Annotated in this window: 9 protein-coding genes, 2 tRNA genes and 3 rRNA genes; 1 reads left to right on the top strand and 13 read right to left on the bottom strand. The window is 55.6% G+C overall.

Annotated features, from left to right (window positions below; translation table 11 throughout):
• Positions 1–10: 10 nt before the first annotated feature.
• From rrf to J3P81_RS04225, 11 genes are all read right to left on the bottom strand, one after another.
• Positions 11–126, bottom strand: a 5S ribosomal RNA gene (rrf, locus tag J3P81_RS04275).
• Positions 127–281: 155 nt separating this feature from the next.
• Positions 282–3,173, bottom strand: a 23S ribosomal RNA gene (locus tag J3P81_RS04270).
• Between the two features lie 241 nt (positions 3,174–3,414).
• Positions 3,415–3,490, bottom strand: a tRNA-Ala gene (locus J3P81_RS04265).
• 10 nt (positions 3,491–3,500) lie between these two features.
• Positions 3,501–3,577: transfer RNA gene (locus J3P81_RS04260), tRNA-Ile, on the bottom strand.
• A gap of 123 nt (positions 3,578–3,700) precedes the next feature.
• A 16S ribosomal RNA gene (locus J3P81_RS04255) occupies positions 3,701–5,239 on the bottom strand.
• Together the 16S, 23S and 5S rRNA genes with 2 tRNA genes alongside form the textbook arrangement of a ribosomal RNA operon.
• 550 nt (positions 5,240–5,789) lie before the next feature.
• Positions 5,790–6,413 carry a protein-methionine-sulfoxide reductase heme-binding subunit MsrQ gene (msrQ, locus tag J3P81_RS04250; protein ID WP_434562292.1) on the bottom strand — a complete coding sequence of 208 codons (624 nt, stop codon included), beginning with the start codon at positions 6,411–6,413 and terminating at the stop codon, positions 5,790–5,792.
• Positions 6,413–7,426 (bottom strand): protein-methionine-sulfoxide reductase catalytic subunit MsrP, encoded by a 1,014-nt coding sequence (gene msrP / locus J3P81_RS04245; protein ID WP_434562290.1) that lies wholly within the window; start codon positions 7,424–7,426, stop codon positions 6,413–6,415. Before msrP ends, msrQ begins: the two co-directional genes overlap by 1 nt.
• 74 nt (positions 7,427–7,500) lie before the next feature.
• Complete coding sequence (gene pssA / locus J3P81_RS04240; RefSeq protein WP_420767588.1) at positions 7,501–8,346, bottom strand: CDP-diacylglycerol--serine O-phosphatidyltransferase; 846 nt, start codon at positions 8,344–8,346, stop codon at positions 7,501–7,503.
• A gap of 144 nt (positions 8,347–8,490) precedes the next feature.
• Positions 8,491–9,507 (bottom strand): ketol-acid reductoisomerase, encoded by a 1,017-nt coding sequence (gene ilvC / locus J3P81_RS04235; protein WP_003228216.1) that lies wholly within the window; start codon positions 9,505–9,507, stop codon positions 8,491–8,493.
• Positions 9,508–9,552: 45 nt separating this feature from the next.
• A complete protein-coding gene (gene ilvN / locus J3P81_RS04230) occupies positions 9,553–10,044 on the bottom strand; it encodes an acetolactate synthase small subunit (RefSeq protein ID WP_003176102.1) in 492 nt (163 codons plus the stop codon).
• Between the two features lie 2 nt (positions 10,045–10,046).
• Positions 10,047–11,771 (bottom strand): acetolactate synthase 3 large subunit, encoded by a 1,725-nt coding sequence (locus tag J3P81_RS04225; protein ID WP_420767589.1) that lies wholly within the window; start codon positions 11,769–11,771, stop codon positions 10,047–10,049.
• 400 nt (positions 11,772–12,171) lie between these two features.
• Here J3P81_RS04225 and J3P81_RS04220 point away from each other — a divergent pair, with 400 nt between their 5' ends.
• The gene (locus J3P81_RS04220; protein WP_434562288.1) at positions 12,172–12,594 is read left to right on the top strand and encodes a DUF4124 domain-containing protein; all 423 of its coding nucleotides are present in this window, start codon (positions 12,172–12,174) and stop codon (positions 12,592–12,594) included.
• Between the two features lie 6 nt (positions 12,595–12,600).
• Here J3P81_RS04220 and J3P81_RS04215 read toward each other — a convergent pair whose 3' ends face one another.
• Positions 12,601–12,930 (bottom strand): YqcC family protein, encoded by a 330-nt coding sequence (locus tag J3P81_RS04215; RefSeq protein WP_434562286.1) that lies wholly within the window; start codon positions 12,928–12,930, stop codon positions 12,601–12,603.
• On the bottom strand, positions 12,930–13,649 hold the full coding sequence (locus J3P81_RS04210; protein ID WP_420767592.1) for a tetratricopeptide repeat protein: 720 nt from the start codon (positions 13,647–13,649) through the stop codon (positions 12,930–12,932). The genes J3P81_RS04215 and J3P81_RS04210 overlap by 1 nt, the downstream gene beginning before the upstream one ends.
• Positions 13,650–13,664 lie beyond the last annotated feature (15 nt).

Raw genomic sequence — 13,664 nt, 5'->3', positions numbered from 1 at the left:
CGGAATTTAATCTTGACGATGACCTACTCTCACATGGGGAAACCCCACACTACCATCGGCGATGCATCGTTTCACTTCTGAGTTCGGGATGGGATCAGGTGGTTCCAATGCTCTATGGTCGTCAAGAAATTCGGTAGCCAGCGCGTGCCTTGCGGTCACGTTCCAGCGAATGGGTATGTGATAGCGTGTTGCTTTGTGAGTATCTCGAACTTTCGGTTCGTTTCGTCTTCACAACACCGCAATCTGGCCTCTTTCGAGTCTACAAATTGCTTGGGTGTTATATGGTCAAGCCTCACGGGCAATTAGTACAGGTTAGCTCAACGCCTCACAGCGCTTACACACCCTGCCTATCAACGTCGTAGTCTTCGACGGCCCTTCAGGGAGCTCAAGGCTCCAGTGAGATCTCATCTTGAGGCAAGTTTCCCGCTTAGATGCTTTCAGCGGTTATCTTTTCCGAACATAGCTACCCGGCAATGCCACTGGCGTGACAACCGGAACACCAGAGGTTCGTCCACTCCGGTCCTCTCGTACTAGGAGCAGCCCCTCTCAAATCTCAAACGTCCACGGCAGATAGGGACCGAACTGTCTCACGACGTTCTAAACCCAGCTCGCGTACCACTTTAAATGGCGAACAGCCATACCCTTGGGACCGGCTTCAGCCCCAGGATGTGATGAGCCGACATCGAGGTGCCAAACACCGCCGTCGATATGAACTCTTGGGCGGTATCAGCCTGTTATCCCCGGAGTACCTTTTATCCGTTGAGCGATGGCCCTTCCATACAGAACCACCGGATCACTAAGACCTACTTTCGTACCTGCTCGACGTGTCTGTCTCGCAGTCAAGCGCGCTTTTGCCTTTATACTCTACGACCGATTTCCGACCGGTCTGAGCGCACCTTCGTACTCCTCCGTTACTCTTTAGGAGGAGACCGCCCCAGTCAAACTACCCACCATACACTGTCCTCGATCCGGATAACGGACCTGAGTTAGAACCTCAAAGTTGCCAGGGTGGTATTTCAAGAATGGCTCCACGCAGACTGGCGTCCACGCTTCAAAGCCTCCCACCTATCCTACACAAGCAAATTCAAAGTCCAGTGCAAAGCTATAGTAAAGGTTCACGGGGTCTTTCCGTCTAGCCGCGGATACACTGCATCTTCACAGCGATTTCAATTTCACTGAGTCTCGGGTGGAGACAGCGCCGCCATCGTTACGCCATTCGTGCAGGTCGGAACTTACCCGACAAGGAATTTCGCTACCTTAGGACCGTTATAGTTACGGCCGCCGTTTACCGGGGCTTCGATCAAGAGCTTCGCGTTAGCTAACCCCATCAATTAACCTTCCGGCACCGGGCAGGCGTCACACCCTATACGTCCACTTTCGTGTTTGCAGAGTGCTGTGTTTTTAATAAACAGTCGCAGCGGCCTGGTATCTTCGACCGGCGTGGGCTTACGCAGCAAGTGCTTCACCCTCACCGGCGCACCTTCTCCCGAAGTTACGGTGCCATTTTGCCTAGTTCCTTCACCCGAGTTCTCTCAAGCGCCTTGGTATTCTCTACCCAACCACCTGTGTCGGTTTGGGGTACGGTTCCTGGTTACCTGAAGCTTAGAAGCTTTTCTTGGAAGCATGGCATCAACCACTTCGTCACCCAAAGGGTAACTCGTCATCAGCTCTCGGCCTTAAGATCCCGGATTTACCTAAGATCTCAGCCTACCACCTTAAACTTGGACAACCAACGCCAAGCTGGCCTAGCCTTCTCCGTCCCTCCATCGCAATAACCAGAAGTACAGGAATATTAACCTGTTTTCCATCGACTACGCTTTTCAGCCTCGCCTTAGGGACCGACTAACCCTGCGTCGATTAACGTTGCGCAGGAAACCTTGGTCTTTCGGCGTGGGTGTTTTTCACACCCATTGTCGTTACTCATGTCAGCATTCGCACTTCTGATACCTCCAGCAAGCTTCTCAACTCACCTTCACAGGCTTACAGAACGCTCCTCTACCGCATCACTTACGTGATACCCGTAGCTTCGGTGTATGGTTTGAGCCCCGTTACATCTTCCGCGCAGGCCGACTCGACTAGTGAGCTATTACGCTTTCTTTAAAGGGTGGCTGCTTCTAAGCCAACCTCCTAGCTGTCTAAGCCTTCCCACATCGTTTCCCACTTAACCATAACTTTGGGACCTTAGCTGACGGTCTGGGTTGTTTCCCTTTTCACGACGGACGTTAGCACCCGCCGTGTGTCTCCCATGCTCGGCACTTGTAGGTATTCGGAGTTTGCATCGGTTTGGTAAGTCGGGATGACCCCCTAGCCGAAACAGTGCTCTACCCCCTACAGTGATACATGAGGCGCTACCTAAATAGCTTTCGAGGAGAACCAGCTATCTCCGAGCTTGATTAGCCTTTCACTCCGATCCACAGGTCATCCGCTAACTTTTCAACGGTAGTCGGTTCGGTCCTCCAGTCAGTGTTACCTAACCTTCAACCTGCCCATGGATAGATCGCCCGGTTTCGGGTCTATTCCCAGCGACTAGACGCCCTATTAAGACTCGCTTTCGCTACGCCTCCCCTATTCGGTTAAGCTCGCCACTGAAAATAAGTCGCTGACCCATTATACAAAAGGTACGCAGTCACCCAACAAAGTGGGCTCCCACTGCTTGTACGCATACGGTTTCAGGATCTATTTCACTCCCCTCTCCGGGGTTCTTTTCGCCTTTCCCTCACGGTACTAGTTCACTATCGGTCAGTCAGTAGTATTTAGCCTTGGAGGATGGTCCCCCCATATTCAGACAAAGTTTCTCGTGCTCCGTCCTACTCGATTTCACTTCTAAGATCCTTTCGCGTACAGGGCTATCACCCACTATGGCCGCACTTTCCAGAGCGTTCCGCTAAAATCAAAGAAGCTTAAGGGCTAGTCCCCGTTCGCTCGCCACTACTAAGGGAATCTCGGTTGATTTCTTTTCCTCAGGGTACTTAGATGTTTCAGTTCCCCTGGTTCGCTTCTTGCACCTATGTATTCAGTACAAGATAACCATCTTATGATGGCTGGGTTCCCCCATTCAGACATCTCCGGATCACAGTCTGTTTGCCGACTCCCCGAAGCTTTTCGCAGGCTACCACGTCTTTCATCGCCTCTGACTGCCAAGGCATCCACCGTATGCGCTTCTTCACTTGACCATATAACCCCAAGCAATCTGGTTATACTGTGAAGACGACATTCGCCGAAAATTCGATCTGGCTCTAAGAGCCACTCACAAATTTTACCTTAGCCTGATCCGTTACCAGTGAAAGTAACGTTCAGTCTATCTTTCTATCACATACCCAAATTTTTAAAGAACGATCTAATCAAAAGACTAGAAATCAACATTCATCATCCAGCGGATGGAACGCTCATTTCTAAGCTTTCAGAAGCAGTTTATGGTGGAGCCAAGCGGGATCGAACCGCTGACCTCCTGCGTGCAAGGCAGGCGCTCTCCCAGCTGAGCTATGGCCCCATAACAAAATTGGTGGGTCTGGGCAGATTCGAACTGCCGACCTCACCCTTATCAGGGGTGCGCTCTAACCAACTGAGCTACAGACCCAATTTCGAGCTTGTAACTGTTAGCTGTGAGCTATCAGCTTGGAGCTTAAAGCTGCTTCTATCGTCTTCTTCAATGAATCAAGCAATTCGTGTGGGAGCTCATGGAGCCGCTGCTGTCGTCGATTAAGGAGGTGATCCAGCCGCAGGTTCCCCTACGGCTACCTTGTTACGACTTCACCCCAGTCATGAATCACACCGTGGTAACCGTCCCCCCGAAGGTTAGACTAGCTACTTCTGGTGCAACCCACTCCCATGGTGTGACGGGCGGTGTGTACAAGGCCCGGGAACGTATTCACCGCGACATTCTGATTCGCGATTACTAGCGATTCCGACTTCACGCAGTCGAGTTGCAGACTGCGATCCGGACTACGATCGGTTTTGTGGGATTAGCTCCACCTCGCGGCTTGGCAACCCTCTGTACCGACCATTGTAGCACGTGTGTAGCCCAGGCCGTAAGGGCCATGATGACTTGACGTCATCCCCACCTTCCTCCGGTTTGTCACCGGCAGTCTCCTTAGAGTGCCCACCATAACGTGCTGGTAACTAAGGACAAGGGTTGCGCTCGTTACGGGACTTAACCCAACATCTCACGACACGAGCTGACGACAGCCATGCAGCACCTGTCTCAATGTTCCCGAAGGCACCAATCCATCTCTGGAAAGTTCATTGGATGTCAAGGCCTGGTAAGGTTCTTCGCGTTGCTTCGAATTAAACCACATGCTCCACCGCTTGTGCGGGCCCCCGTCAATTCATTTGAGTTTTAACCTTGCGGCCGTACTCCCCAGGCGGTCAACTTAATGCGTTAGCTGCGCCACTAAGAGCTCAAGGCTCCCAACGGCTAGTTGACATCGTTTACGGCGTGGACTACCAGGGTATCTAATCCTGTTTGCTCCCCACGCTTTCGCACCTCAGTGTCAGTATCAGTCCAGGTGGTCGCCTTCGCCACTGGTGTTCCTTCCTATATCTACGCATTTCACCGCTACACAGGAAATTCCACCACCCTCTACCATACTCTAGCTCGACAGTTTTGAATGCAGTTCCCAGGTTGAGCCCGGGGATTTCACATCCAACTTAACGAACCACCTACGCGCGCTTTACGCCCAGTAATTCCGATTAACGCTTGCACCCTCTGTATTACCGCGGCTGCTGGCACAGAGTTAGCCGGTGCTTATTCTGTCGGTAACGTCAAAACACTAACGTATTAGGTTAATGCCCTTCCTCCCAACTTAAAGTGCTTTACAATCCGAAGACCTTCTTCACACACGCGGCATGGCTGGATCAGGCTTTCGCCCATTGTCCAATATTCCCCACTGCTGCCTCCCGTAGGAGTCTGGACCGTGTCTCAGTTCCAGTGTGACTGATCATCCTCTCAGACCAGTTACGGATCGTCGCCTTGGTGAGCCATTACCTCACCAACTAGCTAATCCGACCTAGGCTCATCTGATAGCGCAAGGCCCGAAGGTCCCCTGCTTTCTCCCGTAGGACGTATGCGGTATTAGCGTCCGTTTCCGAGCGTTATCCCCCACTACCAGGCAGATTCCTAGGCATTACTCACCCGTCCGCCGCTCGCCACCAGGTACAAGTACCCGTGCTGCCGCTCGACTTGCATGTGTTAGGCCTGCCGCCAGCGTTCAATCTGAGCCATGATCAAACTCTTCAGTTCAAACATCTTTGGGTTTTGAGAAAACCCTAAACTTGGCTCAGCAATCGTTGGTTACATCTTTGATTTCTCGCGGAGTAACTTGTGATGCTGATAATCTGTTGACTAGCAGTCTGACTCCACAAGCACCCACACGAATTGCTTGATTCAGTTGTTAAAGAGCGGTGGGTTGAGCCTTTCGTCTCAACCGAGGCGCGCATTCTACAGCGCCCCGTGTATCTGTCAAGCGGTTATTTTAAGAAGTTTTCAAAGTTTCGCTTGGAAATCCTTAACAACTTCAACCACTTGCGCTTTCGATCTCTCGTTAGCGGGAGGCGAATTCTACAGCGTTACTCGCTGCTGTCAACACCTCTTTTTTACCGCTTTCGACCGAGAGGATCGAACCGTCGATAGCGCCTAACAAACCGGCCTACCCACTCCTTCCGCGCTTCGATGAACTGAAGCGAAGCACTTACCGAAAATTGGATAACTCATTGAAACTCAAGGAGTTTTCCGTTTCGACTGCGCCGGAAGTGGGGCGAATTATAGACATCCAGAATTTGCCGTCAACCCTTTATTTCGTTTTTATTACCGACGGGATCTTCTTACCGATTAAACGAGGGATCCGCCGCGCAACCGGTCCAATCCTCAGCACCAACAATACGCCGCCTATAAAGGCATATATCGACCACTCCTTGAGATCCGCTCGCACGATCCACAACATATGCAGCAAACCAAGCCCGAGGATCAGGTAGGCCAGCCGATGCAGCTTTTTCCAGCGGGCTCCAAGTCGCCTTTGACTATAACGATTGGACGTAACTGCCAAGGCCAGCAGGCCAAGAAAGCCGAGCGCTCCAACGATGATGTAGGGCCGTTTGCTCAGCTCGACGCCTAATTGCGACCAATCGAACCCCAGGATGAACGCCGCATATCCACCCAAATGCAACACGACGTAAGCAAAGCACCACAACCCCAACTGTCGTCTTACGGCAATCCACCCAGCCCAGCCGGTCAGCTTCTGCAGCGGCGTCATGCTCAATGTGATCAATAGCAGTACCAGGGTTCCCAACCCGAGTCGATCCACCAGCACCTTGCCTGGATCCGGTCCCAACGAATTCATGGACGCTTCGTAAAGCCAAAGCAATGGCCATATCGCCGCTGCGACGAAAACGCCTATCCGCCATGCCAGGAAACGCATCAGTAGTCTTTCCTCAGATCCATCCCTGCATATAAAGAAGCCACTTCCTCCTGGTATCCGTTGAACATCAAGGTATCGCGCACATTGGGGCTCAACAGACCGCTTGGCAAACGACGCTCTCGCGCCTGGGTCCAACGGGGATGATCGACGGTGGGATTCACGTTCGCATAAAAGCCGTACTCATCGGAGGCGATGCTTTGCCAGGTGGTCTTGGGCTGCTCGCCCACCAGGCTGATGCGCACGATGGACTTGACGCTCTTGAAGCCATACTTCCACGGCACCACCAACCGTAAAGGAGCGCCATTCTGGTTAGGCAGCTCCCTTCCGTACATGCCAACCGCCAGGATGGCCAGCGGGTTCATCGCTTCATCCAACCGCAAACCTTCCACGTAGGGCCAGTCGATCAATGCAAAACCTGAACGCTGGCCTGGCATGGTCTTGGGGTCCTGCAAGGTTTCAAAACGAATGTATTTGGCCTTGGACGTCGGCTCGACTTGCTTGAGTAACGCGGATATGGGGAAACCAATCCAAGGGATGACCATTGACCAAGCCTCGACGCAGCGCAAACGGTAGATACGCTCTTCGAGCTGATAAGGCTTCATGAAATCTTCCAGTCCATAGCGCCCCGGCTTGCCCACCTCGCCATCCACCACCACGGTCCAGGGCTCGGTTTTCAACGATCCCGCATTGGCTGCCGGATCGCCTTTGTCAGTGCCGAACTCATAAAAGTTGTTGTAGTGGGTTGCATCCTTGAAGGGTGTGATCGCCTCCCCCTTGGCGGTCACCGCATCCCATTGGGTAGCAGGCAGCTTATCGGCAAACCAGGACGGCGCGTTTCCAGGCTCCACATTGGGATAACGCGCCACATCAGCGGCGCCGGCCCAGCGCGGCAGACTGCTTATGGCGACGCCAGCCACGGCGGCCCCCAGCATCTGGCGACGGGATAGATAAAGGGATTCGGGCGTGACGTCCGACTCATGACAATCGGACGACTTGGGGATCTTGATCAGCATGACGACTCCGCAGCATTGGGGGGAGATGCACCAATAGACTGCGGAGTATGGGGGAAATTAGATTAAGGCAACATTTAGCGGCGGCGAAGACGCAACAAATATTGCACCGGACCGGAAGCGGCATAGGCGAGGAAGACCAGCAGCAGGATACGTGGCGGATCGCTGAACACCACCGCAAACACCAGTACTACGGCCAGGATGGCCACGAACGGCACACGGCCCTTCAGGTCCAGCTCCTTGAAGCTGTTGTACTTGATGTTGCTGACCATCAGCATTCCGGCCGCCGCGACCAACAATGCGACCAAAAACGACATCTTCGAGCCCTGGATCCCGTAGTCGCTGAACGCCCAGACCACCCCCGCCACGACCCCAGCAGCCGCAGGACTGGCGAGACCAATGAAGTAGCGCTTGTCCGCAGTGCCGACCTGGGTATTGAAACGCGCCAGACGTAACGCGGCACCGGCTACATAGATGAAGGCAACCATCCAGCCGACCTTGCCCATGTCACCCAGCGCCCAGCCGAATGCCAGCAACGCAGGGGCGACACCGAACGCAACCATGTCGGACAGAGAATCGTATTCGGCACCGAATGCACTCTGGGTGTTGGTCATGCGGGCCACGCGCCCATCCAGGCCATCGAGCACCATGGCGACGAAAATCGCAATCGCGGCAAAAGCGAAGTAGCGACTCGCCCCAGCGCTGTCACCCGCACTTAATGCCGCCTGGGCACTCATGGAGCTGATGATGGAATAGAAACCGGCGAACAGGTTCGCGGTGGTAAACAGGTTCGGCAGCAGATAGATGCCACGATGCCGGACCTTACGGCCTTCCGCGTCATGCCCCTCTTCGACATGCTCGTCGATAGGCAACAGGCTTTCGGCGTCAGGAGCCTGGTTCGGCTCGTCGGGACGTTCGCTCATGGACAGTACCTTGCAACGGTGTGAAAAATTCGACAGGTGCCCGGGGCGACGGTTCGACCCCAAACGATGCAGCTTTATACCAGAAGCCGACGCCCAAACGAAAAAACGCGGCCTGGGCCGCGTTTTTTCGATCAAGCTCGCGACTCAGTTCTTGGCTTTGTCGACGATCTTGTTGGCACCGATCCACGGCATCATGGAGCGCAGTTGCTCGCCGATGATCTCGATACCATGAGCGGCGTTGTTACGACGCTTGGCGGTCATCGAAGGATAGCCGGTAGCACCTTCGCTGATGAACATCTTGGCGTATTCGCCGTCCTGAATACGTTTCAGGGCATTGCGCATGGCCTGACGGGACTCGGCGTTGATGACTTCCGGACCGGTCACGTACTCGCCGTACTCGGCGTTGTTGGAGATCGAGTAGTTCATGTTGGCAATACCGCCTTCGTACATGAGGTCAACGATCAGCTTCAGTTCGTGCAGGCATTCGAAGTAGGCCATTTCAGGCGCATAGCCTGCTTCAACCAAGGTTTCGAAACCAGCTTTCACCAGCTCAACGGTACCACCGCACAAAACGGCTTGCTCGCCGAACAGGTCGGTTTCAGTCTCGTCCTTGAAGGTGGTTTCGATGATGCCGGTACGACCACCACCAACACCGGCAGCGTAGGACAGGGCCACGTTCTTGGCGTTGCCGGACGCATCCTGGTAAATCGCGATCAGGTCAGGGATACCGCCGCCCTTGACGAACTCGGAGCGTACGGTGTGGCCCGGTGCCTTCGGCGCGATCATGATCACGTCTAGGTCGGCGCGTGGCACAACCTGGTTATAGTGGATCGCGAAGCCGTGGGAGAAGGCCAGGGTGGCGCCTTTCTTGATGTTCGGCTCGATTTCGTTCTTGTACAGCGACGATTGGAACTCGTCCGGGGTCAGGATCATGACCAGGTCGGCAGCGGCTACGGCGGAAGCCACGTCGGTGACTTTCAGGCCATGGGCCTCGGCCTTGGCAACAGTGGCCGAGCCTTTGCGCAGGCCCACGGTCACGTCAACGCCGGAGTCTTTCAGGTTGCACGCCTGGGCGTGACCTTGAGAACCGTAGCCGATGATGGCGACTTTCTTGCCCTGGATGATCGACAGGTCGCAATCTTTATCGTAGAAAACTTTCATGAATTTCCCCTATATCCGGCCGTTCCGGCCATTCGCTAATTTGGTTTAGATGCTCAGTACTTTGTCGCCACGGGCAATCCCGGTGACGCCACTGCGTACGGTTTCCAGAATCGAGGCAGTGCCGATCGATTGAATGAAGCTGTCGAGCTTGTCGCTGGTACCGGTCAACTGAACGGTATAGACGCTGGCGCTGACATCGACGATCTGCCCACGATAAATATCGGTAGTGCGTTTGATCTCGGCGCGCTGGGCACCGGTGGCCTTGACCTTGACCAACATCAGTTCGCGTTCGATGTGAGCGCTTTCCGACAGGTCCACCAGCTTGACCACCTCGATCAGCTTGTTCAGGTTCTTGGTGATCTGCTCGATGACTTCATCGTGGCCCACGGTGGTCAGCGTCAGACGCGACAAGGTCGGATCCTCCGTTGGTGCCACGGTCAGGCTTTCGATGTTGTAGTTGCGCTGTGAGAACAGGCCCACTACGCGAGACAGAGCACCCGGTTCGTTTTCCAGAAGCAAGGAAATAATGTGTCGCATGATTAGGTACGCTCCGTCTTGCTCAGCCACATATCGCGCATGGAGCCGTCTTTGATCTGCATCGGGTAGACGTGCTCGCTGGTGTCGACCTGGATGTCCAGGAACACCAGTCGATCCTTCATGGCGAAGGCTTCTTCGAGCCCGGACTTCAAGTCCTTCAGGTCAGTGATGCGGATGCCGACGTGACCATAGGCCTCGACCAGCTTGACGAAATCCGGCAACGACTCCATGTAGGAGTGCGAGTGACGGCTGCCGTAGCTCATGTCCTGCCACTGGCGAACCATGCCCAGTACACCGTTGTTCAGGTTGACGATTTTCACCGGCAGACCGTATTGCAGGCAGGTCGACAGCTCCTGGATATTCATCTGGATGCTGCCTTCACCCGTCACACAGGCAACATCGTTGTCCGGGAAGCTCAACTTGACGCCCATGGCCGCCGGGAATCCGAAGCCCATGGTGCCGAGGCCGCCGGAGTTGATCCAGCGGTTGGGTTTGTTGAACTTGTAGTACTGCGCCGCGAACATCTGGTGCTGGCCCACGTCCGACGTCACGAAGGCGTCGCCGTTGGTCACTTCGCACAACGTCTCGATGACGGTCTGCGGCTTGATTACGCTGCCGTCGCCCTTGTCGTACGGGAACAGGCCCCGATCGCCACGCCATTCATCGACCTGCTTCCACCAACTGGCCACGGCATCTTTGTTAGGAGCCTCGCCAATTTCCTTGAGGATCGCGACCATCTCGGTCAGCACGCTCTCGACAGGACCCACAATCGGCACATCTGCCTTGATGGTCTTGGAGATGGACGCCGGATCGATATCGATGTGGATGATCTTGGCGTTCGGACAGAACTTCGCCGGACCGTTGATGACACGGTCGTCGAAGCGCGCGCCCACGGCCAGGATCACATCGGCATGGTGCATCGCCAGGTTCGCGGTGTAGCTGCCGTGCATGCCGAGCATGCCGATGAACTGGCGGTCGGTACCTGGGTAGGCGCCGAGCCCCATCAGCGTATTCGTAACAGGCAGGTTGAGCATCTTGGCCAGTTCGGTCAGGGGCTCAGAACCACCGCCGAGGATCACGCCACCGCCGGAATAGAGCACTGGACGCTTGGCCGCCAGCAGCATTTCGGCAGCCTTGCGGATTTGTCCCGAGTGACCGCGCACGGCCGGGCTGTAGGAGCGCAGCTTGGCTTTCTTCGGATAGATGTATTCGAACTTCTCGGCCGGGTTGGTCATGTCTTTTGGTACGTCGACCACGACAGGGCCAGGACGACCGGACTCGGCCAGGTAGAACGCCTTTTTCATGACCTCCGGGATTTCCGAAGCGTGCTTGATCATGAAGCTGTGCTTCACGATCGGCCGGGAGATACCGATCATGTCGGTTTCCTGGAACGCATCGGTGCCGACCATGGTGCTGGGCACCTGGCCGGAGATGATCACCATTGGAATCGAGTCCATATAGGCCGTGGCGATACCGGTAATGGCGTTCGTGGCGCCGGGGCCGGATGTCACCAGAACCACGCCGGCCTTGCCGGTGGCGCGGGCATAGCCGTCAGCCATGTGGGTGGCCGCTTGTTCGTGGCGAACCAGGATGTGGGTCACTTCCGGTTCTTTGAACAGGGCATCATAGACATGAAGAAGAGCACCACCGGGGTACCCGTAGATATATTTGACGCCTTCGTCACGCAAGAAGCGGACGAGCATCTCACCGCCAGATAAAAGCTCCACGTTGTTCACCTCTAAAACGCCAGAATACCGACCCATGGGAAAGGGACGGGTCTTAATAGGTTTACTTCTCGGCAGAGCATGAGCGACGGTGGTCGCCGACTACGTCAGCACTGACTGAGCAAGTATTGGGATCGTCCCAAGTGTTGCGGGCCTTTCCCACCCAGCGCGAGGTAACGCGTTGCGGGTGTAACAGGTCGGCGCGGATGTGCGCCTCATGATCTGCCGAGTGGGTCTGCTTCTGGCAGTCCCTCTACAGCGGACTTTGGATTCTTCTGTTTCGCCCTCTGCAAGTCAAGTCGTCAATGTGCTTTATTGAAGTAAGCACATGAGAACGCAAGAAAAAACCTTTAAACGGCTACTCTGTTAGCTTCGATTGCGCAACCCAGGACAAGGAAACAGCATGCGAATGATGTTATTGACGGCCAGCCTGTTGGTGGGCCTGAGCCCAATGAGCATGGCCGGCCAGATCTTCAAGTGGGTCGATGCCCAAGGCGTGACCCATTTCGGGGCCCAGCCGCCCGAGGGCGTCCAAGCGACCACCGTGGGCAAATCCGCGACGCCCCCCCCCAAACCTGCGGCGCCAGCTTCAGGAGGAGTGATTGGCGACCAGAAAACCATCGATCAGCAGGTAAAACAGCAGGTTGCTGAACAGGAAGCTCAACTCAAGGCGTTTTGCGAACAGGCACGGACAAACCTGGCGCAGCTGCAGAACAACCCTAGGGTACGGGAAGAGGTGGAAGGCGAAATGCGCCGGCTTACCGACGAAGAGCGGCGCCAGCGCATCGATGAAACCCGTGCGCAGATCGACGAGAACTGCCAGTGAGTACCGTCAGCTGACGTCGGCGATCAGCTGGTCGAATTGTGCCAGCAGTCGCTGCAACTCGGTCCCCTGCCCTGGCCGTTGGGCATAGACCATTTCAGCCATGGCCAGAATACCCGAGGCGTTGGGCAGCGGCAGGTCGTTTTCCAGGATGGCTTTCATGCGCGGAAGAAAGATCCATTGGAGCCACTGCTCGAAATCCAGGGTGTCGACGGCGAACGGCTCGACACTGGCCAGCGCGTCGGCCGAAGGCGAAACATCACTCCACCAGCCCTGGACCCGCAGCTCTCGCTCGATCAGCAGTAGCTGATCGGCAATCTTGGGAAACCGAACATCCATCAGAGCGAAACCTTGGCTTTCTGGCGGGCCAGTGCCGCGCCTGCCGAATCGCCTTGCTTCTCGCGAGCCTGGGCGATCAATTCCCACAGGCTCGCCTGGAGCGCCGGGCGACCGCTGGAGAATGTCAGGCCGCGACGAGCCAGTTGTTCGGCTTGCGGCGCATCGCCCTGGGCCATGCGTACCTGGGCCAGACGATAAAGAACCTGCGGCTCACGCGGCGCAACACGCTGGGCTCGCTCGAGGCTCGAGGAAGCACCGTTGAGATCCCCTCCCGCCTGCTGCTGTTGCGCCGTGGTCAACAGGGCCAATACCGGTCCGTCCAGTTGCTCATCGGCGGACAAGCCACCGGAACTGGCCGATGGGATACTGCTCGGCGTCGATGGCATGCTATAGCTGCCCTGGTTGATCGGCGAGGTTTCGATAGGTCCAGGCGTGATCGGGCCCGGCGTGATCGGCGTGCTGCTGATCGGTGCCGACGTGGTGGCGCCACCTCCCGGCACCATTACCACCACGCCGGTGTCCCCTTGGGGAATCGCCTGCGCCTGGCCTTGTACTGGCCGTTTGACCGTCGTCTGACGGAAACCACCGTTGGCCGAGACTCGCTCGCTATTGGAAACGGCCGTACCGGAGTCGACGACCGGAATCGAACCGCGCTGTACGGTGGAACAGCCACTGAGCAAAGCCACGGCGGTTACCGCTGGAATCAACCACTTGTTCACTTGAAACCCTCTTTG

It is taken from the genome of Pseudomonas sp. R1-6 (genome assembly GCF_051132115.1).
In the GTDB taxonomy this organism is placed as follows: domain Bacteria; phylum Pseudomonadota; class Gammaproteobacteria; order Pseudomonadales; family Pseudomonadaceae; genus Aquipseudomonas.
Note: the sequence above shows the minus strand (reverse complement) of the source record. Positions and strands in the feature narration are given on the sequence as shown.

Coding starts and splice junctions, on each gene's coding strand:
- msrQ (WP_434562292.1), bottom strand. CDS start 6,413: ATGCGTTTCCTGGCATGGCGGATAGGCGTTTTCGTCGCAGCGGCGATA.
- msrP (WP_434562290.1), bottom strand. CDS start 7,426: ATGCTGATCAAGATCCCCAAGTCGTCCGATTGTCATGAGTCGGACGTC.
- pssA (WP_420767588.1), bottom strand. CDS start 8,346: ATGAGCGAACGTCCCGACGAGCCGAACCAGGCTCCTGACGCCGAAAGC.
- ilvC (WP_003228216.1), bottom strand. CDS start 9,507: ATGAAAGTTTTCTACGATAAAGATTGCGACCTGTCGATCATCCAGGGC.
- ilvN (WP_003176102.1), bottom strand. CDS start 10,044: ATGCGACACATTATTTCCTTGCTTCTGGAAAACGAACCGGGTGCTCTG.
- J3P81_RS04220 (WP_434562288.1), top strand. CDS start 12,172: ATGCGAATGATGTTATTGACGGCCAGCCTGTTGGTGGGCCTGAGCCCA.
- J3P81_RS04215 (WP_434562286.1), bottom strand. CDS start 12,930: ATGGATGTTCGGTTTCCCAAGATTGCCGATCAGCTACTGCTGATCGAG.